Raw genomic sequence first — 25,890 nt, 5'->3', positions numbered from 1 at the left:
CGGTGACCCTGCACTTTCCCAACATGGCCGAGCCCGCGGGCCGCACCCTCGGCGACGAGGAGGTGGCCGCGCTGGACCGCGTCATCCGCTCCGGCATGCTCAACTCCGTGTGGGGGACCGAGGCGCGGGCACTCGAACGCGAGGTGGCGGAGCTGTACGGCTCCCGCCACGCGATCTCGTGCGCATCCGGCACCGCGGCCCTCCACCTGTCGGTCGTGGCGGCGGCGCCGGACCCCGGTGACGAGATCATCACGACGCCGATCACGGACTTCGGGACCGTGGCCCCCATCTTGGCGCAGAACGCGGTTCCTGTCTTCGCCGACGTGGACCCGGCCGACGGCAACCTCGATCCGGACGCCGTGGCGGCGCTCATCGGGCCGCGCACCCGCGCGATCATGGTGGTGCACCTGTTCGGCGCGCCCGCCAAGGTCGAGGAGCTGCGCAGGCTGGCCGACCGGCACGGCCTCACGCTCATCGAGGACTGCGCGCAGGCGTGGCTGACCGAGCTGCCCGGCGGCCGGTACGCGGGCACGGCCGGCCACGTCGGCACCCTGAGCCTGCAGCAGTGGAAGCACATCACCTGCGGCGACGGCGGCCTGGCGCTCACCGACGACGACGAGCTGGCCAGGCGCATGCGGCTGTTCGCGGACAAGGGCTGGGACCGGGCGGCGGGACGCTCGCACGAGAGCCTGGGCCTGAACTACCGGATGACCGAGCTGCAGGCGGCGGTGGCCCGCGCCCAGCTCGCGAAGCTGCCCGGGGTCGTCGCGTCCAGGCGCCGCACGGCCGGCGAGCTCGTCGAGGCCCTGCGCGGGCTGAAGGCGGAGGGGGTCGAGCTGGGGCTGCCGCGGCCCGCCGGGCACGCGTGGTGGCTGTTCCCGCTCGTCCTGCCCGGCGGAGGCGCGCCCGAGCTGGCGGCGCGCCTGTCCGCGGCCGGGATTCCGGCACGGGCCGGTTACCTGAAGGAGCCCCTCAACCGGGCCCCGCTGTGGGACGGCCCCGTCTACGGCTCCTCCCGCTACCCCCTGGAGGGCTACCGCCCGGCCCCGTGCCCGGAGGCCGAACGCCTGGTCGCCGCCACGCTGCTGACCCTCGACTGGAACGAGCACTACACGTCCGAGCACGTCAAGGCCATCACGGAAGCCATCGCGAGCCACTCCGCCCACCCCTAGTCACGTTCATGTATCAGGCATTGACCGGGCCACCCCCGATCACTAGGTTTCGGTCAGGACCGGTATTCAGGAAAGGATCGCCGCCGATGAGAAACAAAGCGGCAGCAGGCCTCGCGGTCGCCCTCAGCGTCGTGATCGGCGGGTGCGGTTCCGGCGGCTCGGGCTCGGACAAGAGCGCGGTGACTCTCTGGATGTACCCCGTCATCTCCGACCAGGCCAAGAACAAGGCCTTCTGGGACAAGGTCGAGAAGGACTTCGAGGCCAAGAACCCGGCGATCGACGTCACCGTCGACCAGCAGCCCTGGGACGGCCGCCAGGAGAAGATCACCACGGCGCTGGCCTCCAGGAAGGGCTTCGACCTGGTCGTGCTCGGCCCGGACCAGATCCCCCAGTACGCCCAGCAGGGCACCCTGGAGCCCGTGGACGACGTGATCGCGGCCGACAAGGCCGGCTACCTGCCCAACGCCCTCACCGCGCTGACCGTGGACGGCAAGCTCTACGGCGTGCCCGTCTACCAGACGATCACCGCCCCCATCTACAACAAGAAGCTCTTCGCCGACGCCGGAGTCACCAAGGTGCCGGAGACGCTGGCCGAGCTGAAGGAGGCCGCACCCAAGCTGGCCGCCAAGAAGGTCGCCGTGCTCGACTATCCCGGCAAGCCGGAGGTCTCGCTCAACCAGAGCTTCTACCCGATCCTGTGGGCCAACGGCGGCTCGGTGTTCTCCCCCGACGGCAAGAGCGTGACCGTCAACAGCCAGGAGGGCGTCGCCAGCCTGCAGCTCCTGCTCGACCTCAAGGCGGCGGGCGGCCTGCCCGAGAACACCGCCAGCAAGGGCAACGACATCGAGGGCGGCGCGCTCGCCGCCGGCAAGACCGCGATGTACCACGCGGCCACGGCGCTCAACGCCGACCAGCTCGGCGCCGCGATCGGCGCCGAGAACGTGGGCATCGGCCTGCCGCTGGAGGGCACCAGGCGGGTCGCGTTCGGCATCCCCGGCGGCCTGGTCCTGGCCAAGCACTCCGAGAACAAGGACGCGGCCAGGAAACTCGCCGCCTACATCGCCTCGCCCGAGGTCGCCGGGCCGCTGGCCAAGGAGTCGGGCTTCTTCTCCGCGCGTACCGACGTGACGATCCCCGACCAGTCGGCCACGTCCAAGGAGTTCGCCAAGTCGCTGCAGTACGCCTTCCCCGGCGACACCCACCCCAAGGCCCGCCAGGTCATGGCGATGGTCGCGGCCCACGTCCAGGCGGCGCTGATCGGCGAGGAGGACGCCAAGACGGCCCTCGACGCCGCCGCCAAGGAGGGCAACGACCTGCTGGCCAGCGGTGGCTGACACGACGCGGGCCGCTTCGGGGGCGGCCCGCCTGCTCGGAAGGGTGTGAGATCCGGTGCGTCAACGCCTGCGTGACCCGATCACGGGGCTGCTGTTCGTGCTCCCGATGCTCGTGCTGTTCCTGATCTTCAGGATCTTCCCCACCCTCGGGGCGGCGGGCATGAGCCTGACGAACTGGAACATCGGCGGCGAGTGGAGCTTCGTCGGCGCCGACAACTACACGCGGCTCGTCAACGACCCGAACTTCTGGTCCAGCCTTCAGGCCACGCTGATCTACACCGTCATCTACGTGCCGCTGGTGATGGCCGTCTCGCTCTGCACCGCCCTGCTGCTGAACTCGATCGTCTTCATGCGCGGGCTGTTCCGCGGCATCCTCTTCCTGCCGTACGTGACCAGCTTCGTCTTCGCCGGCCTCATCTGGCGCTGGATCTACGAGTTCGACGGGCTGCTCAACGGGATGCTGGCCAAGCTGGACCTGGGGCCCGTCGGCTTCATGGAGCGGGCCGAGCTGGTGCTGCCCGCCCTGGCCGTCGTCTCCTGCTGGAAGGGCTTCGGCTACTCGATGCTGATCCTGCTGGCGGGGCTGAAGGCCATCCCCGGCTCCTATCTGGAGGCGGCCAGGGTGGACGGGGCCGGCCCGTGGCAGCGCTTCCGCAGCATCACCCTGCCCCTGCTGAAGCCGGCGATCTTCTTCGTGCTGGTGATCGAGACCATCTCCTCGTTCCAGGTCTTCGACACGATCTACGTGATGACCGGCGGCGGGCCCGCCAAGGCCAGCTACACCCTCATCTACGGCATCTTCGAACGCGGCTTCAGGTTCTGGGAGTTCGGCTACGCGGCCACCTGGGGGATGGTGCTCTTCGCCATCGTGCTGGTCGTCTCGCTGATCCAGCGCCGGTTCGTCGGCAAGGAGAACACATGACGTTGACGGCCACGCGCCCCGCCGCCGTCCGCGAGCGGCAGGCCGCCAGGCCCCGCCGCCACGGCCGGCGGTGGCCGCTCTACACGCTGCTCGCGATCATGTCGCTGCTGACGCTCGGCCCGTTCGCCGCGATGGTCATCGTGGCGCTGTCGCCCAGGAACGCGCCCACCGTGCCGGCGCAGTGGCCCGACTCGCTCACCCTCGACAACATCGCGCAGGTGCTGAGCGCGTCGGGGTTCGCCGAGTGGACGCTCAACTCGCTGATCTACTCGGGCGTCTCCGTGGTGATCATCCTGCTCACCGCGTCGATGGCCGGCTACGCGTTCGCCAAGAAGCGCTTCCCGGGGCGCGACGCCATGTTGTGGACGTTCCTGGCCACCATGATGGTGCCGTTCCAGGCCACGCTCATCCCGCTGTACGTGCTCATCTCCGACCTCGACGGCGTGGACACCTTCTGGGGCCTGATCGTGCCGACGCTGGCCAACTCGCAGGCGGTCTTCCTGATGCGCCAGTTCATCCTGGGGCTGCCCGACGAGCTGTTCGACGCCGCCAAGGTGGACGGGGCCTCGGAGCTGCGCGTCTACTGGACGATCGTGGTGCCGCTGACCAAGCCGATCCTGGCCACCCTCGGCGTGTTCGTCTTCCTGTGGCACTGGAACGACTTCCTGTGGCCGCTGGTGATCTCGCAGAGCGACGCCACGCGGACGCTGACGGTCGGGCTCACGGTGCTGAAGACGGAGGAGATGCAGTGGTCGCTGCTGATGTCCTCCGCGGCGGTCTCGGCGGTGCCGTGCCTGGTGGTCTTCTTCCTGCTGCAGCGCTACCTGGTCAACAGCATCGCGATGACCGGCCTGAAGTGACCGGCTGAGCGGGACGGCCTACGCTTGTCGCCCGGGACGTCCGGTGAGGGGAGCGAGGATGAGCACGCCGATCGATGCGCGGGCCGCCGGGGTGCGTGACCGCCTGCGCGGTGGCCTGACCGCCGCCGCGCTCACGCCGATGACCGGGGCCGGCGAGGTGGATCTCGACGTGGCGGAGTCGTACTTCCGCCGGCTGGCCGCCTCGGGCGCCGACGCCCTGGCCGTCCTCGCGCACACCGGGCGCGGGCCGTTGCTGCCCGCGCAGGTGCGTGCCGGGGTGATCTCCCGCGCCCGCCGCGCGGGCGTCCCGGTCGTCGTGGGCGTCGGCGGCGCGCGGGGCGGCGGCGCCTCCAGCGCGGTCGAGGACGCGCGGATGGCCGCGGAGCTGGGCGCCGACGCGGTGCTGGTGTTCCCCGAGCCCGGCGACAGGGTGGCGCTGCACGAGGCGGTGTGGTCGGCCGCCGGGCTGCCGATGATCGCCTTCGACCTCTACACGAACCCGTGCCCGCCCGCCACGCTGCGCCGGATCCTCAGCCTGCCCGGGGTCGCCGGCCTCAAGACGGCGCTGCTGTCGGACGCGATGGCGTGCCAGGAGACGATCGCCCTGACCCTGGAGGCCGGCCGGCTGGCGATCACCGGCGAGGACCGCATGTTCGCCGCCTCGCTGCTGTGGGGCGCGCAGGCGGCGCTGGTGGGCATCGCCGCCGCCTCGGTGGGCACGACGGCGGCGGTGCTGCGCGCGTACGAGGGCGCGGACCTGCGTGGCTTCGAGAAGGCCGCCGCGCGCCTGGACCGGCTGGCGGCGGCCACGTTCACCGCGCCCATGGAGGGTTACGTCCAGCGCATGGCCTGGCTCGCCGCCGCGGAGGGGCTCGTCCCCGAGGAGTACGCCCACGACCCCCACGGGCCCGCGCTGCCGGACGGCGAGCGCGCCAAGGTGCTGGCCGCGTAGCTCAGAGAGCCACCCGGATCAGGTTGCGTCCCTTCAGCGCGTACAGCGCCCTGCGGGACGGGTCGATGTTGATCCGGGAGCCGCCTCCGAACCAGTCGCTGGCCAGCCCCTGCACGAGCTTGCGCGAGGTGAGCCGCACCAGGTCGAGCTCGTAGACGGCGTCCTCGTCGCTGGTGTAGCCGTAGCGCCCGGCGAGCACCAGGTCGCCGCCCCTGTCGCAGACCTTCAGCGTGCGCGTGACCTTGCGCGTGCGCAGGTCGAACTCGAACAGCACGCCCGCGTCGGTGATCCCGTACAGGGCGAGCGCGGTGTGCTTGAGGCTCGTGACGGCCTGGGCGCCCGCCACCGGCTCGGCCTCCCACTTCACCGTACGGGTGCGCAGGTCGAACGCCGCCAGCCGGGCCGTGGTCGTCACCGGCGGCGCCCCGAGGCCCTCCTGCGTGCTGGTGCCCAGGTAGACGGTGCCCAGCCGGGCGGTCAGCGAGAACACCGTCTGGCGTTCGACGACCGGGCGGTAGGTGTCCACGCGGCCGGTCCTCGGGTCGTAGACGTCGAGCGCGCCGTTCTGGTGCCCCGGCTCCGGCTGGGTGGACATCACGATCAGGCCGGTCAGCCGGTCGTGGACCAGGTCCTTCGGCCGGTCCTGATTGTGGCCGGTGCGGAAGAGCAGCTTGGCCTCGGGGTCGCCGGCGCGGTGCGAGTAGAGCGCGGCCTGGGTGTAGACGCCGAGGTAGGTGGTCGTCCCGGCGGTCATGATGGTCTTCGGCTCACCGGGGACGGGCAGCCGGGTGACCTCGCCGGTGGCCAGGTCGTGCAGGTCGCAGCCGCCCTTGCCGCCCACGTAGACGCGCTCGCCGTCGCAGTGCACGGACATGGGCTCCTCGGGGGCCGCCCTGAACCCCTTCTGGACGTGGCTGAGGTAGCCCAGGTCGCCGGTGGCCGGGTCGTAGACGAAGACGCCCGGCTCCTGGACACCGTAGACGCGGCCGCCGTGCGCCAGGAGGCGGACGGTCTGCGCCTCCGGGAAGGGCACCCCGAGCACCTCGTACGTGCCGGTCGCGAGCTCGTAGCGGTAGAACGTGCCGGAGGGGCGGCCGGCGAAGTAGACCCAGCCGTCGTGGATCAGCACCGAGACGATGTACTTCTCGCCCGGCGCGGTGGCCTTGACCACCCGGTAGGCGGCCGGATCCGCCTTCTCCAGCACGAGCAGCTCCGCCAGCGAGTTCATGCCGCCCGCCACGTGCGTGTCGCTGATCGACATGCTCGACACCCAGTCGCGGTCGGCCACCTCCGCGGGCAGCAGGTCGCGCTTCTCGCCGGTCCGCCGGTCGATCGCGACCAGGTGGGCGTTGGTGCCGACGCCGGCGTAGACGTGCGTGTCGTCGGCCTGGATGCTGCGCACGTACGCCTCGCCTGGCGCGGGCTCGCCCAGGTCGCGGGTGGCGCCGGTGGCGGGGTCGTACTCCAGCACGCGCCCGGGCTGGGAGGTGCCGAGGTAGACCTTGCCGTCGGGGGAGGCGGCCATGGTCCAGATGTAGTCGTCGGTGTACTGGGCCAGCCGGGTCGTGGTGCCGGTGAGCGTGTCGATCCGGTAGAGGTCGGAGCGGGAGTGCGTGCCGACGTAGACGTCGGTGCCCACCTTGCACATCGCCCAGATGCCCACGCCGGTGGGGATCTCGAAGTGCGCCGTGACCTTGTCCTGGCCCAGGTCGTAGGCGCCCACGACGTTGGGTGACAGGCCCCGGGAGCCCAGGTAGAGCACGTCACCGACGAACTCGGCGTTGCCCAGCGGGCCGGCCACGCTGGCCGGGCCCAGGTCGGTGATCGTGCCCTTCGGCTCGCGGGTGGCGGCCAGCGCGGGAGCGGCGGGCAGGCTGACGGCGGGCAGGCTGACAGCGGCGGTGGAGACGGCTGCGGCGTGGAGGAAACGGCGGCGGGGGATCATTCGCTGGTCACTCCTTGTGAGGGTGGCCGCACGCTATAACGGACTAGGCCGTAATGTCCAGATCGAAAAGTCGTACGGCGTTCCGCCACGCGACCAGCTCGGCCGTCTCCGCGTCCAGCCCCGCCGCCGCCACCGCCCCGAACGCCGAGGCCGGGTCGATGAGGGTCGAGTCGGTGCCGAAGAGCAGCCGCGTGCGGTCCACCGCCGCCGCCACCTGCGCGATCCGGCCGGCCGGGGCGTGGGAGTAGCACGGTTCGAGGTAGAGGCGGTCGCAGGCGCCGGCCGCCTCGATCGCGTGCGCGTGGCCGTCGGCGCCCATGTGCCCGGCGATCACCCGCAGGCCGGGCGTGGCCAGGCAGACCTCGGCCAGGTCCAGCACCGTGGCGCCCCACGTGTGGACGAGCGCGGGCACGCCCGCCTCCGCGACCATGGCCAGCGCCTCGCGGGTCTGGGGCGAGGAGACGGGCGACCGGGTGTAGTCGGTGTGGAGCTTGACGCCGACGAACCTGCCGGTGGGCAGGTACGCGCGCAGGTCCCGCTCGGCGTCGGCCTGCCTGCGGGGGTTGACGGTGACGTAGCCGAGGTGGCGGTCCTGGCCCGCCAGCCAGGCGGCCAGGGCCCGGTTGCCCGCCGGGGCGTCGTAGATCACCGCCTCGGTGGCCGAGACGATCGACAGGTCGATGCCGAAGCGGTCCATGGCGGTCAGGTTGGCGCCGGCCACGTCCATGGTGAAGAACCACGGGCCCCAGTGCGCGTGCACGTCGATGATCATCCGAGCAGCCTCCTCGCGTTGCCGCCCGCCACGGCGGCGATCTCCTCCGGCTTCAGCCCGCTGGTCGCCAGGCGCAGCAGGGGGACGACCGGCTCGTAGTGGGGTGTCCTGGAGCCGTACAGGAGCCGGTCGGCCGGTACGGTCTCCAGCGCGTCGGGCGAGTTCAGCAGGCGGGTCGAGGTGTGGAAGCCGGGCTCGTCGGCGGCCACCACGAGGAAGTCGCCGAGGTGGTAGAAGTGCGTGTCCAGGAAGACCACCGTGGCGTCCAGGCCGGAGAACGGCTGCCAGAACCGCCGCACGTCACCCCCGGTCAGCACGACGAGCCCCAGCTCCGCCGCCTTCCTGGCCACGTGGCGGACCGAGGGGAAGCCCGCCTCCACGCCCTGCTCGTCGGGGAACAGCCTGACGGCCCTGACGCCCAGCCCGGCCAGCCGGTCGAGCTCCCGCACGGCGCCGATGGGGTCGCGCAGGTCCACGGTCCCGACCGGAACCACGGGCGGCTCCAGCGCCAGCACCTCGTCGTTCCCCGAGCGCACGTCGAACAGCGCGGCCCGCAACGACGCGACCGCGCCCGCCCTGATGCCGTGCGCGGCCAGCGTGTCCAGCACCGCCCGGGGCGTGCCCGGCGGGCCGTCCCGGTCGGGGTAGGCGCCGACCAGGACGTCCACGTCGAGGTCCACCTTGAGGTCACCGATCAGCCTGCTCGCGTCGAACGCCGTCACAACCGCCTCCATTGACTTATCAAGCTCAGCACATTACGGTCTGGGCCAAAATTGGGCAACACGCTCACGTGGAGGTGCGGCTGTGCCGCGTAGATCCCTCGCAGTCCTCGCGGCCCTGACCGCCGGCCTGCTCCTGCCGGTGCCACCGGCCCAGGCCGCTTCCGGTCAGGCGGCCGCTTCCGGGCGGACGGCTGCCGCTCCGAGCCAGGCGGCCACTCCCGGACGGACGGCTGCCGTCACCAGCCAGGCGGCCTCGTGCGCCGAGCCTCGGGTGGAGACGTTCGGGCCGGCCTCGATGACCGGCGCCATCGTGGGCGCCGCCGTCCACGAGGGCAAGGCGTACGTCGTCACGCGCGGCCAGAAACCGCCCGTACTGGCCGAGATCGATCTGAGCACCCGCAAGGTCCTCAGGAGCGTGCGGCTGCCCGACGGGCCGGCCACCGGGGAGCCGGAGGGCGGCTGGGCCACGGCGGTGTCGGGCGGCAAGATCTACGTCGGCACCTACCCCGTCCCCGACCTCTACCGCTTCGACCCGGCCACCGGCGAGGTGGCGCACCTGGCCTCCTTCGGCAGGAACGGCGGCTACATCTGGGCGCTGGCCGCCGCCCCCGACGGCACGATCTACGCGGGCACCTACCCCGACGGCCGGGTCAAGGAGTACGTCCCCGCCACCGGCGCCGTGCGCGACTTCGGCGTGCTGGCCGCCGGCGAGCGGTACGTCAGGGCCCTGGCCGCCGACGCCGGGCACGTCTACGCGGGCCTGCTCGACAAGGGCAAGCTCGTCGCGATCGACCGGGCGACCGGCGCCGTCACCGAGCTGGCCCAGGGCACGACCGGCATCGGGGTGGTCGCCGAGCACGGCGACCGGGTGTACGCGACCAGCGGCCCCACCCTCATCGACGTGCGCAAGGACGGCACCGACCTCCGGCGCGTCCCGCTCGGCGGCAGCAGCTTCGACGCGCTGACCGTGGCCGCCGACGGCACCCTCTACGCCACCTCGCGCCCCGACGGCACCGTCTACCGCTACCGCACCGGCGACAGCGCGCCCGTCAAGGCCGCCGAGCCGCCGTCGCGGGACGACGAGACCCGGCGCATCGCGCTGACCGGCGACGGCACGCTGGTGGGCTTCTCCGGCAGCGGCGGCATGTGGTCGCTGGACCTGGGCACCGGGCAGTCGCAGTTCACCGACCTGATCGAGGCCGGGCTGCCGGCCGGCGCAGAACGCCCGCAGAGCATGCTGCTGGTGCCCGGCCGCGCCGTCTACGTCGGCGGTCACTTCTTCATGGACGTGCGCGACCTGCGTACCGGGGAGCAGCGCCGCTTCCGCGTCCCCGGCGAGCCCAAGGACCTCGTGCGCCGGGGGAACAAGATCTACGCCGCCATCTACCCCAGCGGGAACATCGTCTCCATCGACCTGCGCACCGACGAGGTCCGCAGCCTCGGCTACCTGGGGCAGGGCCAGCAGCGCCCCTGGGACATCGAGTACGACCCGGTGCGCGACAAGCTGCTCGTCGCCTCCGCCCCGCTGGGCGCGGAGCTGGAGGGCGCCCTGTCGATCGTGGACCCCGACACCGGCCTGATCGAGGTCTACAAGGGCGTCATCCCCGGCCAGAGCCTGATGAGCCTGTCGCTGGACGCCCGCAGGGGCGTCGTCTACCTCGGCGGCGACGTGCTCGGCGGCGGCGGCACCCCGCCGGTGCACGCCTCGGCCTCCATCGCGGCCTTCGACCTGCGCACCCGTACCGTGCTGTGGCAGGTGGACCCGGTCGCCGGCCACCGCACCTTCCAGGACGTCAAGGTCCACGGCGGCCTGCTCTACGGCGTCTACAAGCGCAACTCCGGCGCCTGGATCGCCCTCGACCTGGCCACCAGGACGGTCAAGCATCAGGGCACCCTGTCCGGGTACGGCGAGCTGACCGTGCACCGCGGCCGGGTGTTCGTCAGCACGTTCTTCGGCGGGGGCAACGCCTACGAGCTGAGCGACCACGCCACGCAGCTCGCCACCGGCCTCGGTGACGACTGGTACACCAATCCGCAGCTCCACTTCGAGCCCGGCTCCTGGAAGGCGTGGGCCCTGAGCGGCCGGCACCTGGCCAGGATCGACCTCGACCCGGGCTGCCCGCCGCTGACCGTCACCCCGCCCCAGAGCTGATGCCGTACCCCGTCGTGGACGCCCACCGCCTGGTCGGCCCCGTACCCTTCGACGACCTGCCGGAGGACCCGAGGCCGGACATGCGGCGGCTGGGCATCGACCGCGCCTACGTGACCCACAGCCCCAGCCTCTACTCCGACGCCCGCGCGGGGAACGAGGCGCTGTTCCGGCTCGACGACCCCCGGCTCGTCCCGGTGCCGGTGCTGCTGCCCGATCCGTTCGAGCCCGCGCCCCACTGGGACGTGCCCATGGTCAGGCTCTGCCCGGCCAGGCACCGCTTCGAGCTGACCGGGCCGACCACCCTGCGATGGCTGGCGGAGCTGGGTGTCACGGTGGCCGTCGACTTCGACGAGACCTCGCCCGGACAGCTGCTCGCGCTCGCGCGGGAGCTGCCCGGGCAGCGCATCCTGCTGCTCAACCCCGGCTACCGGCGGCTGCGGGCCATCGGCGAGCTGATGGCCGCCATCCCGAACCTGTGGGTGGAGATCGGCACCGTCAACACCCAGCGCGGCGTCGAATGGCTGGCCGGGCACTTCGGGGCCGGGCGGCTGGTGTTCGGCACCGGCGCCCCCGTCATGGACGACTGCGGCCCCCGCTTCCTGCTCGACCACCTCGACCTGCCGGAGGCCGACATCGCCCTGATCGCGTCGGGAGGTGGCCTGCTGTGATCCTCGACGCGCACGGCCACCTCGGCCCGTGGCCCGACTTCCTCATCCCCGACCAGTCGGCCGACGGCATGGTGGCGCTGATGGACCGCCTCGGCATCGACGCCATCGGCATCAGCCACCTGCTCGCCGTCGGGCCCTGCGCGGAGGAGGGCAACCGGCTCGCCCTCGCCGCCGCCGAGCGGCATCCCGGCAGGTTCGGGGTGTGGCAGGTCTACAACCCGCACCAGCGCAACCGGCTCGTCACCGACGGGGTCTGGGGGGTCAAGATCCACCCGGACGTGCACCAGTGCGCGCTCGACGACCGCCGCTACGACCCCGTGTGGGAGCTGGGCCTGCCCGTGCTCGCCCACGGCCAGACGGACTCGCCGTGGAGCGACCCCGGGCGGTTCGTCACCGTGGCGCGCCGGCATCCCGGCGTGCCGCTGCTGCTCGGGCATGCCGGGCTCTGGCCGTACGGCTTCGCCCGCGCCGCCGAGCTCGTCGGTGAGCATCCGAACGTGTTCCTGGAGATCTGCGGGTCCAAGATGACCGGGCGGTGGATCGCCCGGCTGGCCGGCCTGGTGGGTGCCGATCGGGTGGTCTACGGCTCCGACGCGTGCTTCCTGGACCTGCGGGTCGGCTTCGGCCGCGTCGCCCTCGCGCCGCTCGGGGACGCCGACCGGGCCCTCATCCAGGGCGGCAACCTCGCCCGCATCCTGCACGACCCGCTCCACACCGGCGGCGGCATCCCGGGCGGGCCCGTCCCATGACGACGCTCGCCTTCGACGGCAGCACCCTCGAAGGAGCGTCCCCATGACGACGCTGGCTTGTGACGGCAGCACCCCTGAAGGAGCCTCCCCATGACGACGCTGGCTTGTGACGGCAGCACCCCTGAAGGAGCCTCCCCATGACGACGCTCGCCCTGTACGGCGGCACCCCCGTGCGTACCGACCCGTGGCCGTCGTGGCCGCCGCCGATGGACGACGCCCAGCGCGCGCTCGTGACCGCCGTGCTGGAGAGCGGCCGGTGGGGTGCCACGCAGGGCGGGCAGGCGTGCGCGGACCTGGTCGCCGCGTTCGCCCGCCGCTCCGGGGTCGAGCACGGGGTGGCCGTCGGCAACGCCACGCTCGGCCTGTTCGCCGCGCTGCGCGGCCTCGGCGTCGGCCCCGGTGACGAGGTGATCGTGCCGGCGTACACGTTCGTCGCCACCGCCACGGCGGTCCTGCTCGCCGGCGCCACGCCCGTGATCGCGGACGTGGACGCCACCGACCTCCACCTGTCCGCGCCCGCCGTGGAGGCGGCGCTCACCCCCCGCACCGCCGCGATCGTGCCGGTGCACCTCGCGGGCAGCCCCGCCGACATGGATCCGCTCAACGCGATCGCGGCACGACACGGCCTGGCCGTCGTCGAGGACGCGGCCCAGGCGCACGGCGCCACCTACCGAGGCCGCCCCGTCGGCGGGCTGGGCGACGCCGGGGTCTACAGCTTCCAGTCCAGCAAGGCGATGACGGCGGGGGAGGGCGGCCTGGTCGTCTGCCGGGCCAGGGAGGTCCACGAGGCCGTCTGGTCGGTCTGCAACGTGGGCCGCGCGCTGGACGGCGCCTGGTACGGGCATCCGCGCGTCGGCTGGAACCTGCGCCTGACCGAGCTCCAGGCCGCCCTGCTGCTGCCCTGGCTGGACCGGCTGGATGACGAGATCGACCGCAGGAACGCCTTCGCCGCCGCCGTCGAACGCGAGCTGCCGCCCTCTGCCGCCGCCGTGGCACGCGAGCTCCCGCCCACCGGCCCGCCGAGTGGCCCGGCACCGGTGACGGTGGTCCCGCCACCGCCCGGCACCACGCGCGACTCGCGCCACCTGCTCATGCTGCGCTTCCACGTACCGTTCGACCGCTCGTTCCTGCTGGCGGCCATGGCGGCGGAAGGGGTGCCTCTCGACGAGGGCTACCCGCCCCTGGGCACGATGCCCGCGCTCACCGAGGCGGGCGCCCGCACCCAGCCCTGCCCGAACGCCGAGGCGGCGGCCCGCGAGGTGCTCTGGGTCCGACAGCCCATGCTCATGGCCGACCCCACCGGCGCCGAGCACCTCGTCGAGGCGTTGACGAAGGTGCTCGCCCACCTGCCCGCCTAGCAGGCGCGATCCCGCGGTCCCCCTTCAGGCCGGCGGAAACCGACGAGTACGTCCGCCCGGACGGCCTGCGCGCCGGGTTCGAGCTCTACCGCGGTCTGGACGCGGACGAGCATGACCGGGTTCAGGAGGGTTTAGGATCATCGGCGCCCCGTCCCGAGGAGGAGTGACCGCATGGATCGCAGACGTTTCCTGACCCTGGCAGGCGCCGCAGGATGGGGTGCCGTGGCGGGACACGTCGCCCCGGCGCAGGCCGCGAGCTACCCGTACCACGACGGCGGTGTCCCCGACGAGGCGCACACCAAGCTGGGCGAGCTGGCCCCGTACGGCGTCTCGGCGCTCGCGTTCACGCCTTCCGGCGGCTGGGTGATCGTCACCCAGGACGGCCGGTACTTCGCCCGCGGCATCCCCGACGCCTGCTTCACCGAGCTGGGCAAGCTGTCCGACGCCGGCCGGAAGATCAACTGTGTGGCCTTCCCGCCCGAGGGCGGCGACCGCTGGGTGATCACCACCGACCGGGGCGTGACGGCGCGCGGCCTGCCCGCGGCGTGCCAGCAGCGCATCGACGCCTTCTACGAGGCCGGCCAGCAGGTCGTGGACGTCGCCTTCCCGCCGGCCGGCGGTGACCGGTGGGTGGTGGCCGCCTCCGCCGGCTACTACGCCAAGGGCGTGGACGACGAGTGCTACCAGATGATGCGCAACCTCACGCAGGGCGGGCGCCGCATCACCCGCGTCGCCTTCCCCCGCGCCGGCGGCTGGACGGTCGTGGCGCAGGACGAGTTCCACGCCCGCGGCATCCCTGACGCCTGCTTCGACCGGATGAACACCCTGGCCGGCGGCGACTGGCAGGTGCACAATGTGGCCTTCTCGCCGTCCGGCGGCTGGGCGCTGGCCTCGCGCGGCAAGGTCCCGGCGCTGGCCGCCGACAAAGTGCGCCAGGTCGAGAACGCGGTCGGCGGCGCGACGATCTGGCAGCGGATGAACGCCTACAAGACGCCCGGCCTCGCGCTCGCGGTGGTCACCGGCAACAAGATCGCCTGGTCGACCGGTTACGGCCGCCTGGAGGCGGGTGGCGACGCGGCGGCCCATCCGGAGACCGCGTTCCAGGCCGCCTCCATCAGCAAGGCCGTCGCCGCGGTCGGCGTCATGCGGCTGCTCCAGACCCGCGAGATCGCGCTGAGCGCCGACATCCGCCCCTACCTCGGCTGGAGCCTGCCCCGCCGCTCATGCGTGACCTCCACGGCGGCGCCCACCATCGACCGCCTGCTGACGCACCGGGGCGGCGTGATCGGCCGCGGCTCCACCGCCCCGGCGAGCGCCTGCGCCGGGTTCGAGGCGGGCGGCGGCGGCTTCGCCGGCTACGGCCCGGACGCGACCGTCCCGACGCTGCTGCAGGTCATGAACGGCGCCGGTAACAGCCCCAAGATCGAGCTGACCACCGCGCCGGGCGCCGAGTACCACTACTCGGGCGCCGGGTTCGTGCTGCTGCAGCGGATGGTGGAGCAGCAGAGCGGTATGACGCTGGCCGCCTACATGCAGCGGGAGGTCTTCGCGCCGCTCGGCATGACCACCAGCTCGTACGCCCTCACGCCCGCCTTCGAGCTGGCCGCCGGCCACACCGGCACCGGCGCGGTGATCCCCGGCAAGCGCAACCGCTACCCGGAGTCGGCCGCCGCGGGCCTCTACACCAACGTGCTGGACCTGTGCCGCCTGGTGTCCTACCTCAACCGGGCCTACACGGCCTCCGGCGACCTCGCAGGCCCGCTCACCCGGGCCTCGGTCCGTACGCTCCTCAGCCAGGGACCCCAGCCGGGCATGGGCCGCGGCCTGTTCCTCGCGGGCACGGGCACCGACGGCTTCTCCTACAGCCACGACGGCTCGAACTACGGCTTCAAGTCGCTGTTCGTGGGTTACCCGAAGCTCGGCGCCGGCTTCGCCGTCCTGACCAACGGCAGCAGCACCGGCCTGGTCACCGAGGTCGCCGCCGCCGTCAAGAAGGTCTACGGCTGGCCCTGAGGCCGGTCAGGACAGCAAGAGGCCGGGCCCGCTGAGCGCGGGCCCGGCCTCCTGGGGTGCCGACAGGTCAGGCGGCGACGATGTTCTCCGCCTGCGGGCCCTTCTGACCCTGAACGACGTCGAAGGACACCTTCTGTCCCTCGGTCAGCTCACGGTAGCCGCCGTTGGCGACGATGTTGGAGTAGTGGGCGAAGACGTCGGCGCCGCCGCCGTCCTGCGCGATGAAGCCGAAGCCCTTTTCCGAGTTGAACCACTTGACGGTGCCGGTGGCCATGTCGATCTCCTTCAGACAGTGCCTAAAACTAGAGATTCACACCTCGTGAATCTCAATGCCGCCGCGATGAGCCCATCCGGAAAATAGCCGGAAAACAGAAACGCGCCTGTAGATCGAGTCTGTCAGGCGCGCATAAGTCTTATGGGTACCATAACTGCAACGCGATCCAGGCTAACACACGGTTGTCAGCGGTCACGCCTCCCGGATGCCCGAAAACCGGCGTGCCGCCCCGCCACCTGCGTCTCAGCACCGATGAGAGCAGCCATCCGCGTCCTGAACCGCCCGGCTGGCGAGCCCGAAACCAGCCGACGAGAGGATGAAGCGGCACAAGTGCTGACATGGGAGGAAATCGATGGAGTTGCGGGAAATCGTCGCGGGGGTGCATGCCTGGGTGCAGCCGGACGGCACCTGGTGGCTGAACAACTCCGGCGCCGTGGTGAGCGAGGACGGCGTGTTCGTCGTCGACACGTGCGCCACCGAGGAGCGAACCCGCCGTTTCCTGGACGCGGTGGCCGGGGCGACCGGCGGCGCCCCCGTGCGGATGGCGGTCAACACCCACCAGCACGGTGACCACGCCTACGGCAACAGCCTGCTGCCGGAGCAGACGGTGATCTTCGGGCACGCGGCGATGCGGGAGGCATTGCTGGCGGACCCGCTCATCGACGGTTGCCCGCCCGTGTGGACGCCGGTGCCCGACTGGGGGAACGTGACGCGCAGGCCGCCGTCGGTGGTGTTCACGGCGGAGCTGACGGTGCATCTCGGCGGGCGGCGGATCGAGCTGCGGCACCCCGGGTACGCCGCGCACACGCCCGGCGACGTGGTGGCGTGGCTGCCGGAGGAGCGCGTGTTGTTCGCCGGGGACCTGCTGTTCAACGGGCTCACGCCGATGTTGCTGATGGGGTCGGTGGAGGGCGCGCTGCGGGTGCTGGAGTGGCTGGCGGGCTTCGAGCCCGAGCACGTGGTGCCGGGGCACGGGCCGCTCGTCACGGCCGGTGAGCTGCCGGAGGTGCTGGCGGCGCACGCGCGGTACTACCGGTTCGTGCTGGACGTGGCGCGCAAGGGGCAGGAGAAGGGGCTCGGGCCGCTGGACGCGGCTCGCGAGGCCGACCTGGGGGAGTTCGCCGGGTGGGCGGACGCCGAGCGGCTGGTGCTCAACCTGCACCGCGCCTACGCCGACGCCTCGGGCGGCGACGTCGATCTCCTGGCCGCCTTCGGTGACGCCATGACCTGGAACGGCGGCCCGCTCCCGACCTCGTTGTAGACGTGGACGCCAGACGGGCCGGCGGCCGGTGAACCCGGCCGCGGTGACTCAGATGCCCACGACCGCCGTGTGGGCGTGCCCGCGACTGCCGCCCACCTCGACCTTGATCGCCCGCTTGGCCCTGCGCACGCTGCGGTCCTTCTCCTTGATCGACTTCACCGGCCAGGGCAGCGTGATCCGTACCTCGTCGGCGGTCCTGGAGGGGTCGGCGACCGCGAGCCGTACGCGCCGGTCGTCGCGCCGGACCAGCAACGTGCAGGGGCCGTCGGCGGCGAGCGGCCCGTGCGGGGTCTCGACGCGCCCCGCGCGCCAGAAGACCGCGGCGAGCAGGTCGCCGCGGCAGATGGCCTGCGCCGTCGCGGAGTTGGCGAGGATCTGGACCCGCAGGCCGTAGGCGGCGGTCTGGGCGGCGCAGGCGTCCGGCAGCACGGCGTAGGCGTAGCGGGCCTTGCGCGGATCGACGCCGTGATCCAGGACGATCGTCGTGTAGTGCCTGGTGACGGGCGTCTTGTCGCCTCCGGTGGTGGCGCCCTTGTCGATGTCCCGCCAGCGGCCGGTGCGCTCGTCGCGGATCACCTTGGGGGCGGGGCCGTCGAGCAGCGCGTAGCCGGCCACGCCCGGCAGGTGGATCCAGCGCTCGCCCTGTGCCAGCGGCGGGTGGCGGTCGTGGGTGTTGCGGTTCTCCACGATGGTCTCGACGCGGCGGCCGTCGGAGGCGGTGATGCCGGCGCCGAGGGCGATCACCGCGTCGTCGAGCAGGAACCACGCCTTGCTGGCCCGCAGGGAGGAGCCGCCCGCGACGAGCTTCATGGCGGCCACGCCGTACTCGCCGTCCAGGGCCACGCCGCCCGCCCACGGGGTGGGCGGCAGGCGGCGGTGCCCGTGCTGCAGATCGGCGCGCCTGCGGGTGTCGACCGTCGTGCCCGGCAGCCGGTACGGGTCGATCGTCGGCCACAGCTCGTCGTTCCAGTGGGTCAGGTCGTCCGTGTAGAGGTAGGTCATGCCGTCGCCGGTGTACCAGCCGTGCAGGTTCTCCCGGTTCATGGCCTCGGCGGCGCCGGTGCGGCGTGAGCTCATCGCGATCGCGCAGGCCCAGGTGGGGCGGCGGTGCACGATCCGGTCCATGTCGGCGAAGACGTACGTGCCCGTCGTGCGCGGGCCCACCGGCACCGACGGGTCCTCCAGCAGGGCCCTGGCCTTGGCGATGCTCGACAGCGGGGCGATCGTGTCGTACGGGACGGCCTGGTTGCGGGTGAGCCAGCCCTTCACCAGCGGACGCCAGCGCCGGGCGTGGCGTTCCGGCGCCGTCTCCAGCAGGGTGAGCATGGCCTCGACCGTCTTCTGGCCCGAGTGGTAGTCGCGGTGGCCCTGGCGGGAGATGGACCGGCCGCGTACGCAGTCCATCATCATCCCGTCGAAGACGAACGGCACGAAGGAGCGGTCCACGATGTCGTACACCTGGCCGATGTCGCGGATCTCCCACGGCGAGCGCGCCAGCATGGCGATCAGCCTGGCCACGCTCTCCAGGTAGTCCACGCCGTAGCTGCCGTTGTAGGGGTACACGTCGTGCTGGATGAACGACCCGTCACGGTAGAAGCCGTCGCCCGGCCCCCTGGTGGTGCGCAGCAGGTCGGAGACCGCGTTCCTGGCCCGCTTCATCAGGCCCGCGTCGTAGGTGAGCAGCCCGCGCATCGCCACCGCCATGGCCTTGCCCGCCCGGTTCGCGCCGGTCTCGACCACGCCGGGGTGGCTGACGCGGCGCTCCGGGTCGGGGCACCAGCGGCGCAGGGGGCGCAGCCAGCGCTTGAGCCGGTCCTTGGGCAGGCCGTCGTAGAGCAGGGCGCAGGTGTCGGTGAGCGAGCGGGGGACGCCGATCTCCCACCAGAACCAGTTGCTGCCGCGCGGGTCAAGCTTCTCGTGGTAGGCGTGCTCGTACAGGAAGTCCAGCGCCCTGGCTGCCACCTCGGCCACCTGCTTGTCGCCGTGCATCGCGGTGCCGGGGGTGGCCCAGCCCAGCGCCAGCGTGCGCATGCGGTTGTAGGAGCGGTTGAAGTTGCCGGTGCGCGGGTCGTCGAGCGGCAGGTCCGGCCACAGGCTCGGCCGGCGGGCGGCGGGCTTCAGCTTGCGCAGCACCGCGGCGGCCGAGCCCTCGATCGCGCGGGTCTGGTCGGTGTAGCCGGTGTCGAACTCCCCGCCGGCCAGCAGGCTCACCCACCGCTCGCGCGCCGCGTCGAACGCGGCGGCGCCGGCCGCCGCCTCGGCCGGTGCGTCCCAGAGGGTGAGGCCGGCCACGGCCGCGGCGCCCAGCAGAGCGGAACGCCGGCTAAGGGGGTTGATCACCATGCATATTAGGATATGGACACCCGATATTCGCGCACCCACGCGTTCAGCTCGACGAGGTTCACCAGAAGCTGGGCGCCGCTCGACCCGCCGGGCAGCTGCGCGCGCAGCTCGCCGGCGCCGATCCGGTCCAGCAGGCCGTTCAGGCGCGGCGCGTCGAACATCGGGCGCAGCGGCGACTCGCTCGCGTTCGCGATCCACCTCGCCTCGCGCACCAGCGCCTGATCATGGGCGGGGTTCTGGACGTGCGGGTACGCGCTCTTGCGCCGGTTCAGCGTGGACGGCGGGAGCAGCCCGGCCATCGCGTCCTTGAGCAGGCTCTTCAGCCCGCCCCCGCACTTCATCGACCAGGGGACGTTCCACACGTACTGGACGAGCCGGTGGTCGCAGAACGGCAGCCGCACGTGCAGCCCCTGCGCCGCGCTCATCCGCTCCTTGCGGTCCAGCACGACGGCGAGCGGCCCGGCCATCCCGAGATACAGCACCTCCCGCATCCGCGCGTCCAGCCCCCGCTCGCCCGGCAGGCGCGGCACCTCGCCGAGCAACTGCGCGTAACGCGCCTTCTCGTCGCCCTCCCGCGCCAGCTCCGGCACCAGGTAGTCGGCGAGTTTCGGCCCGTCCCCGAGCCACGGGAAGGTGTCACGCCCGATCAGCTCGGGCTTGAAGAGGTACGGGTACCCGCCGAAGAACTCGTCGGCCGCCTCCCCGGACAGCGCCACCGTCGTGTCCTCCCGCATCCGCCGGAACAGCAGGTACATCGACGCGTCGAACTGCCCCCAGCCGGGCAGGTCCCGCGCCCGCCGCGTCGCCGGGATGGCGGCCAGCAGGTCCCGCATCGTCGCGGTGAGCGTGGTGTGCCTGCTGCCCATGAACTGCGCCGCCGCCGCCGCGAAGGGCGCGTCCACGTCCGGACGCAGCTCGGTCGGCGCGAAGTGCGCCCTGTCGCTGTCGAACTCCACGCAGTACGTGTCCAGCTTCCCCGGCAGCAGCCGCGCCGCCAGCGCCGCCACCGACGTCGAGTCCACGCCGCCGGACAACATCGCCCCGCACGGCCCCGAGGCGGGCAACTGGCCCGCCACCGCGGCGTCGAACAGCTCCCGCACGCGCTCGGCGGTCCGCGCCGGCGGGTCCTCGTGCGGCTCGCTCACCAGCCGCCAGTACGCACGCGAGTGCGGGCCGCGATCGGGGGTGTACGTGAGGACGTGCGCGGGCTCGACCTCGCGCAGACCTTCGAGCGGCGTCTCACCGGCGAGGGTGAGGCGCGGCTGGAGCACCATCGTCATCAGCGACCGGTCGAGCCGCGGGGTGAACAGCGGGTTGGCCATGATCCCGCCGGGGAGCGAGGCGAACAGGATGCCGCCCGGGTAGGGGTGGTAGTAGAGCGGCTTGAGGCCGAGGTGGTCGCGGGCCAGCAGCAGCCGCCGGTCCCGGCCGTCCCAGATCGCCAGGGCGAACGCGCCGATCAGGGAGGTGACGAAGTCGGCGCCGTGGGTCAGGTAGGCGTGCAGCAGTACGTCGGTGTCGGTGGCGAGGGGGGACAGGCCGAGGCCGCGGCGCAGAGCGGCCAGGTTGTAGATCGCGCCGTCGTAGGCCAGGGCGACGCCGTCGCCTTGCTGGGTCGGGAACAGGGCCGGTTGCGGGCCTAGCTGGCCTAGCGGACCTCGCGGGCCTTGCGGGCGCTGCGGGCTTTGCGGGCTTTGCGGGCTTTGCGGGGTGCTCGGGAGTGCGAGGTGGCGGTGGGCCAGTGCCGCGTGGCGGGTGAGGTGCAGTGCGCCGCCGTCGGGGGCGCGGGCGGCCAGTGTGTCCGACATGGCGCGGATGGTGTCCATGTGCTGGGTGAGGTCGCGTTCGTGGTCGATCCATCCGACGAGGCCGCCGCTCATCTGGTCAGCTCCCATGCAGTCGTGGTCAGCGTGCGCCGCACCCGGGTCAGGGCCTCGCGGGTGCGGTCCTGTGGGTGAACGAGCGCGATACGCAGGTGCCCGGCCCCGGGGTTGGCCCCGGGCGCGGCCGCCGGACTGGCGCCCGGCCCGGCACTCGGACTGGCGCCCGGCCCGGCACCGTGATTGGCGCCGTGATTGGCGCCGTGATTGGCGCAGTGGTTGGCACGGTGGTTGGCGGTGTGGGTGCCGCCGTGGGTGGTGCTGTGGGTGGTGCTGTGGGTGGTGCTGTGGGTGGTGCCGTGGGTGGTGCCGTGGTCGGTCGGTGCGCCGAGGTAGCGGCCCGGCATGGCCATCACCGCCTCCTCGCGCCACAGCCGGCGGGCCGCCTCCTCGTCGTCCGGCACCGGCAGCCAGAGGAAGAAGCCCGCCTCGGCCCGCCGGTAACCGGGCAGCTCGCCGAGCAGTTCGTCCGCGACGTCCCAGTTCGCGCTCACGGCGGAGCGCAGGCGCGCGACGTGGGAGTCGTCCGCCCACAGCCGCGCCGCCACCGCGCACACGGGCTCCGCCGTCGAGACCCCGCAGGCGCGATTGTGGTTGGCGTACGCCGCCACGCTCGCCGGATCCCCGACCACGAAACCGGACCGCAGCCCCGGCATGCCTGAACGTTTGGACAGGCTGTGCAACACCAGGAACCGCCCAGCCCCGCCCGCGATGCCCGCCGCGCCCGCGATGCCCGCCGCGCCCGCTGTGCCCGCCGCACCGCACGCCAGGAAACCGCCTGCGGGCGCGCCGTGGACGAGGTCGATGTAGCACTCGTCGATGACGAGCAGCGCGCCGGCCGCCCACGTCGCCGTCGCGATCGCCCGCAGCTCGTCGGGGGTGTGCGTCTCGCCGCGCGGGTTGCCGGGCGAGCAGAGGACGACCGCGCCGACGTCCCGGCGACCGGCCACGGCGGCGGGCAGCTCCGACGCGTGCGCGTAGAAGACCGCCCGGCCGCCTGCCGCCTGCACCGCCGCGTGGTAGGTGGGATAGAACGGGTTGGGCAGGACGACCGCCGGCGCGGACGCGGTGATGGGCGCGCTGACGGGCGCGGTGACGGATGCGGTGACGGACAGGGCGATGGCCGCCGCCACGGCCTGCTTGGTGCCAGGCGACGGCTCGATCGCCAGCGACCCCTCGCGGACGGCGACGGCCACGTGGCCGCCGAAGCGGCGGGCGAGCCAGCCGGTGTAGGCGGCGCGCAGCTCGGGCGTGCCGCCGAGCGGAGGATAGCGCGTCCAGCCTGCCACGTCCGCGAGGAGCCGGCCGTCCACCGGCGGCGTCACCAGGCGGGCCTCGCCTAGGTGCAGCGAGATCGGGCTGCGGTCAGCGGGCGCCGGCACGTCCGCCAGGAGCGCACGCAGCCGGTCGAACGCACTCGGCCCCGATCGCGACAACACCGTGGGCCCGGCGGCCGGCTCGGTCGCGGACGGCTCGGAGGCCGGCCTGGCGGACGGCTTGACCGCGGGTGGCGAGGTGAATGCGGCGGGCGGCTCAGGCGTGGGCGGCTCAGGAGGCATGCGCGGCTCAGGAGGTATGCGCGGCTCAGGAGGCGTGGGCGGCTCAGGAGGCGTGGGCGGTGCAGTGGCGGGCGCTGAGGCCGGTGCGGCGGGCGGCCTGGGTGCGGGTGGTGGGGTGGGCGGGGGCATGGTGGCGGGGTTCAGTCGCGGACGAGGTCGTTCAGGGCGGTCTTGCCGCGGGTGCGGTCGTCGGCGTGCTTGACGATGATCGCCGCATAAACCGAAATATCGGGATTATGGGGATCAGTGCGCGCCCCAGGCACGACCACCGCGTTCTCAGGCACCTCCCCATAAGAGACCTTCCCACTGGCCCGATCGACGATCGGCGTGGACCTGCCGAGGAACACCCCCATCCCGATCACGGCCCCCCGCCGCACCACCACCCCTTCGGCGATCTCCGACCGCGCCCCCACGAAGACGTCGTCCTCCACGACGACCGGCTGCTCACCGATCGGCTCCAGCACCCCTCCGATCCCGGCCCCGCCCGAGATGTGGCAGCGCTCCCCGATCTGGGCGCAGGAGCCGACGGTGGCCCACGTGTCGATCATCGTGCCCGCCCCGATGTGGGCGCCGACGTTGACGAAGCACGGCATCAGCACGACCCCCGGCCCCACGTACGCGCCCAGCCGGACCACCCCGCCGGGCACCACCCGCAGGCGTCCCTCGTGGAAGGCCGGCTCGTCCCAGGTCTCGAACTTGAGCGCGATCTTGTCGAAGCTCTTCGGCCGCAGGGGGCCGCCGTCGCCGACCTCGTTCCTGTTGAGCAGGAACGACAGCAGGATGAGCTTCTTGACGAACGTGTCCACCACCCATTCAGGGCCCTGCGGCCGGGCCGCGCGCAGCTCGCCGCGGTCGAGGGCAGCCAGGCCGGCGGCGACGTGCGGCGCCAGGGCCGCCAGGTCGTCCTCGGACAGTGACCGCCGCCGCTCGAAGGCGGACTCGACCAAGCTCCTGTTCATGGATCACGCTCCCCAGCGGACGGTCGCCATGTAGTCGTCGTAGGTCTCGGCACGCCGGATCTCCACCACGTCCCCGCCGTCGGTGAGCATCAGCTCGGCGGGCCGCAGGCGGCCGTTGTAGGTGAAGCCCATGGCGTGGCCGTGGGCGCCGGTGTCGTGGATGAGCACGATGTCGCCGTCGCGCGGCTCGGGCAGCTCGCGGTCGATGGCGAACTTGTCCAGGTTCTCGCAGAGCGCGCCGACGACGTCGAACCTGCCGGCGGGCCGCCCTCCGGCGAAGGGGAGCGAGATGTGGTGGTAGGCGCCGTACAGGGCGGGCCGCATCAGCGCGGACATCGAGGCGTCCAGGCCGGCGATCTCGTGGCCCTTGCGGCAGCGGTTGATGACGCGGGTGACGAGCACGCCGTGCGGGCCGGTGACGTACCGGCCGATCTCGGTGAGGATGCGCGGCCCGCCGGGGCCGAAGTGCTCCTCCCTGGCGGCGAGGATCTCCTCGGCGTACGCGATGAAGTCGATGGGCTTGTCGTCCTCGCGGTACGGGATGCCGAGGCCGCCGCCGACGTTCACGTACGCGAGCTCGATGCCGACCGCTTCAGCCACCCGCGCGCCGAGCCGGATGACCTCGGCCGCCGCCCGCGCGGCGCGGCCGGTGTCGAGCTCGTTGGCGAGCGTCATGCCGTGGATGCCGAACCGCCGGGCGCCGCGCGCGCGAGCCTCGGCGTACGCGCCGGCCAGCTCGTGCGCGGGCACCCCGAACTTGCTGTGCGCCGCGCTGCCCATGAGCGCGCAGCCGTCGGCCAGCCCGGTGGGGGAGATGCGAAAGGCGACGGTCTCGGGCAGCTCGTCGACTTTCTTCGCGAACGACCGGTCGTCGAAAGTTATCAACGCACCCGCGGCCAGCGCGGCCCGGTATTCGGGCAGGGCGGTGTTGTTGGACGTGAAAACGATGTCGCCGGGTTGCGCGCCGACCGCCAGAGCGAGGCGCAGCTCGACCGCCGAGGAGCAGTCGAAACCGCTCCCCGCGGCCCGGAGCAACGCCAGGACATTCGGATTGGGCAACGCCTTGACCGCGAAATACTGCCGGTGGCCGGCGGCGCCGAAGGCGCGGGCCATGGCCTCGTGGGTGGCCACGATCCCGCGGGCGTCGTAGATGTGGAAGGGGGTCTGGTAACTCGCCACGAGCTCGGGGAGCAGCGGCAGCAGCCGCTCGGCGAATTCAGCCGACATCGGCACGGCGGGATCCGATCGTCATGGCACGAGCGCAACACAGATCGTTCGGTTACGCATTCCGCTGACCGGCCGCTGGTACGGGAAATAATAGCTTTCCAGCGGCTCGAACCCGAAAGAAATCAGGCTCTTGTGCAGATAGTCCTTCGCGATGAACCAGAATCCGTCCACGTGCTCGTGCATCGCGAAGTCGGCCTTGCGGTCGCGCGGCGCGTCGTTGGACAGGACCAGGTGGGCGCCCGGCGGCAGGGCCAGGTCGCGTAGCTTGCCGAGCGCGGGGCTCAGCCCCTGCGTGGCGTCGAAGAGGTGGCCGAGCAGGCCGTCGGCGTAGACGGCCGAGACGCCGGCGGTGTCGGCCGAGCTGAGCTCGAAGAAGTCGAGCGTGCGCGCGTCGACGCCCTTCTTCCTGGTCAGCTCGACGGCTTCGGCGTTGCAATCGATGGCCCGCACGTCGCGGCCGTGCCCGGCGAGGTCGCCTTCGACGAAGCCGTTGCCGCAGCCGAGCGACAGCACCGCCGAGTCGGGCGCGGTCAGCATGAGGATCTTCAGGACGATGTGCGAGCGGTACTCGGGGACGTACGTGGACGGGGTGATGGAGTCGTTGAACGCGCCACCGCTCTCCCAGATGTCATAGATGCTCTGCGAATCGGAGCCGACCGAGCGGGGCAGACAATAGTAGTCGTGAATGCGCGCCAGCTCCGGTTTGGATTGCGGCACTCTTTCCCTCCCTGGGGTCAACCGGTGTCGACGCCGCACCGGAGAGGCGAT

21 protein-coding genes are annotated in these 25,890 nt (G+C 72.4%); 11 read left to right on the top strand and 10 right to left on the bottom strand.

Annotated elements, in window-relative coordinates:
• Window positions 1-23 precede the first annotated feature (23 nt).
• From LCN96_RS45165 to LCN96_RS45145, 5 genes are all read left to right on the top strand, one after another.
• Window positions 24-1,172, top strand: coding sequence for a DegT/DnrJ/EryC1/StrS family aminotransferase (locus LCN96_RS45165; protein WP_225268556.1), 1,149 nt, complete (start codon window positions 24-26; stop codon window positions 1,170-1,172).
• An 86-nt stretch (window positions 1,173-1,258) separates the two neighbouring features.
• Window positions 1,259-2,506: an ABC transporter substrate-binding protein gene (locus LCN96_RS45160; protein WP_225268555.1), complete on the top strand. Its 1,248-nt coding sequence runs from the start codon at window positions 1,259-1,261 to the stop codon at window positions 2,504-2,506.
• A 55-nt stretch (window positions 2,507-2,561) separates the two neighbouring features.
• A complete protein-coding gene (locus LCN96_RS45155) occupies window positions 2,562-3,428 on the top strand; it encodes a carbohydrate ABC transporter permease (protein ID WP_225268554.1) in 867 nt (288 codons plus the stop codon).
• A complete protein-coding gene (locus tag LCN96_RS45150; protein ID WP_225268553.1) occupies window positions 3,425-4,288 on the top strand; it encodes a carbohydrate ABC transporter permease in 864 nt (287 codons plus the stop codon). The genes LCN96_RS45155 and LCN96_RS45150 overlap by 4 nt, the downstream gene beginning before the upstream one ends.
• Before the next feature lie 58 nt (window positions 4,289-4,346).
• Complete coding sequence (locus LCN96_RS45145) at window positions 4,347-5,240, top strand: dihydrodipicolinate synthase family protein (protein WP_225268552.1); 894 nt, start codon at window positions 4,347-4,349, stop codon at window positions 5,238-5,240.
• Window position 5,241: 1 nt separating this feature from the next.
• On the opposite strand, the gene LCN96_RS45140 is transcribed toward LCN96_RS45145, so the two are convergent.
• The 3 genes from LCN96_RS45140 to LCN96_RS45130 are packed head-to-tail and all read right to left on the bottom strand — an operon-like array spanning window position 5,242 to window position 8,679.
• Window positions 5,242-7,185 carry a PQQ-like beta-propeller repeat protein gene (locus LCN96_RS45140; protein ID WP_225268551.1) on the bottom strand — a complete coding sequence of 648 codons (1,944 nt, stop codon included), beginning with the start codon at window positions 7,183-7,185 and terminating at the stop codon, window positions 5,242-5,244.
• Between the two features lie 43 nt (window positions 7,186-7,228).
• Complete coding sequence (locus tag LCN96_RS45135) at window positions 7,229-7,957, bottom strand: amidohydrolase family protein (protein ID WP_225268550.1); 729 nt, start codon at window positions 7,955-7,957, stop codon at window positions 7,229-7,231.
• Window positions 7,954-8,679: an amidohydrolase family protein gene (locus tag LCN96_RS45130; protein WP_225268549.1), complete on the bottom strand. Its 726-nt coding sequence runs from the start codon at window positions 8,677-8,679 to the stop codon at window positions 7,954-7,956. Before LCN96_RS45130 ends, LCN96_RS45135 begins: the two co-directional genes overlap by 4 nt.
• An 82-nt stretch (window positions 8,680-8,761) precedes the next feature.
• Here LCN96_RS45130 and LCN96_RS45125 point away from each other — a divergent pair, with 82 nt between their 5' ends.
• The 5 genes from LCN96_RS45125 to LCN96_RS45105 all read left to right on the top strand — a co-directional run bounded on the left by LCN96_RS45125 (window position 8,762) and on the right by LCN96_RS45105 (window position 15,619).
• Window positions 8,762-10,831 (top strand): outer membrane protein assembly factor BamB family protein, encoded by a 2,070-nt coding sequence (locus LCN96_RS45125; protein WP_225268548.1) that lies wholly within the window; start codon window positions 8,762-8,764, stop codon window positions 10,829-10,831.
• Entirely contained in the window at window positions 10,831-11,499 is a 669-nt protein-coding gene (locus LCN96_RS45120) for an amidohydrolase family protein (RefSeq protein WP_225268547.1), read from the top strand. Before LCN96_RS45125 ends, LCN96_RS45120 begins: the two co-directional genes overlap by 1 nt.
• Window positions 11,496-12,248 (top strand): amidohydrolase family protein, encoded by a 753-nt coding sequence (locus LCN96_RS45115; RefSeq protein WP_225268546.1) that lies wholly within the window; start codon window positions 11,496-11,498, stop codon window positions 12,246-12,248. The genes LCN96_RS45120 and LCN96_RS45115 overlap by 4 nt, the downstream gene beginning before the upstream one ends.
• Before the next feature lie 137 nt (window positions 12,249-12,385).
• Window positions 12,386-13,606, top strand: coding sequence for a DegT/DnrJ/EryC1/StrS family aminotransferase (locus LCN96_RS45110; RefSeq protein WP_225268545.1), 1,221 nt, complete (start codon window positions 12,386-12,388; stop codon window positions 13,604-13,606).
• A 171-nt stretch (window positions 13,607-13,777) separates the two neighbouring features.
• Entirely contained in the window at window positions 13,778-15,619 is a 1,842-nt protein-coding gene (locus LCN96_RS45105) for a serine hydrolase domain-containing protein (RefSeq protein ID WP_225268544.1), read from the top strand.
• Window positions 15,620-15,686: 67 nt separating this feature from the next.
• On the opposite strand, the gene LCN96_RS45100 is transcribed toward LCN96_RS45105, so the two are convergent.
• Window positions 15,687-15,893, bottom strand: coding sequence for a cold-shock protein (locus LCN96_RS45100; protein ID WP_139637865.1), 207 nt, complete (start codon window positions 15,891-15,893; stop codon window positions 15,687-15,689).
• A 352-nt stretch (window positions 15,894-16,245) separates the two neighbouring features.
• On the opposite strand from LCN96_RS45100, the gene LCN96_RS45095 reads away from it, so the two are divergent.
• Window positions 16,246-17,154, top strand: coding sequence for an MBL fold metallo-hydrolase (locus LCN96_RS45095; protein ID WP_225268543.1), 909 nt, complete (start codon window positions 16,246-16,248; stop codon window positions 17,152-17,154).
• 48 nt (window positions 17,155-17,202) lie between these two features.
• Here the strand turns inward: LCN96_RS45095 and LCN96_RS45090 are convergent, their stop codons facing one another.
• From LCN96_RS45090 to LCN96_RS45065, 6 genes are all read right to left on the bottom strand, one after another.
• The gene (locus LCN96_RS45090) at window positions 17,203-19,497 is read right to left on the bottom strand and encodes a polysaccharide lyase 8 family protein (RefSeq protein ID WP_225268542.1); all 2,295 of its coding nucleotides are present in this window, start codon (window positions 19,495-19,497) and stop codon (window positions 17,203-17,205) included.
• Window positions 19,498-19,502: 5 nt separating this feature from the next.
• Window positions 19,503-21,392, bottom strand: a complete 1,890-nt coding sequence (gene asnB / locus LCN96_RS45085) for an asparagine synthase (glutamine-hydrolyzing) (protein ID WP_225268541.1) — start codon at window positions 21,390-21,392, stop codon at window positions 19,503-19,505.
• Window positions 21,374-22,936 (bottom strand): aminotransferase class I/II-fold pyridoxal phosphate-dependent enzyme, encoded by a 1,563-nt coding sequence (locus LCN96_RS45080; protein ID WP_225268540.1) that lies wholly within the window; start codon window positions 22,934-22,936, stop codon window positions 21,374-21,376. Before LCN96_RS45080 ends, asnB begins: the two co-directional genes overlap by 19 nt.
• Window positions 22,937-23,076: 140 nt before the next feature.
• On the bottom strand, window positions 23,077-23,895 hold the full coding sequence (locus LCN96_RS45075) for a 2,3,4,5-tetrahydropyridine-2,6-dicarboxylate N-succinyltransferase (RefSeq protein ID WP_225268539.1): 819 nt from the start codon (window positions 23,893-23,895) through the stop codon (window positions 23,077-23,079).
• A 3-nt stretch (window positions 23,896-23,898) separates the two neighbouring features.
• Window positions 23,899-25,122, bottom strand: a complete 1,224-nt coding sequence (locus LCN96_RS45070) for a diaminopimelate decarboxylase (RefSeq protein ID WP_225268538.1) — start codon at window positions 25,120-25,122, stop codon at window positions 23,899-23,901.
• A gap of 21 nt (window positions 25,123-25,143) precedes the next feature.
• A complete protein-coding gene (locus tag LCN96_RS45065) occupies window positions 25,144-25,839 on the bottom strand; it encodes a class I SAM-dependent methyltransferase (RefSeq protein WP_225268537.1) in 696 nt (231 codons plus the stop codon).
• Between the last annotated feature and the right edge of the window lie 51 nt (window positions 25,840-25,890).

Source organism: Nonomuraea gerenzanensis (assembly GCF_020215645.1).
Classification (GTDB): domain Bacteria; phylum Actinomycetota; class Actinomycetes; order Streptosporangiales; family Streptosporangiaceae; genus Nonomuraea; species Nonomuraea gerenzanensis.
The sequence above is the reverse complement of the archived record's forward strand: the minus strand, read 5'-3'. Positions and strand labels throughout refer to the sequence as shown.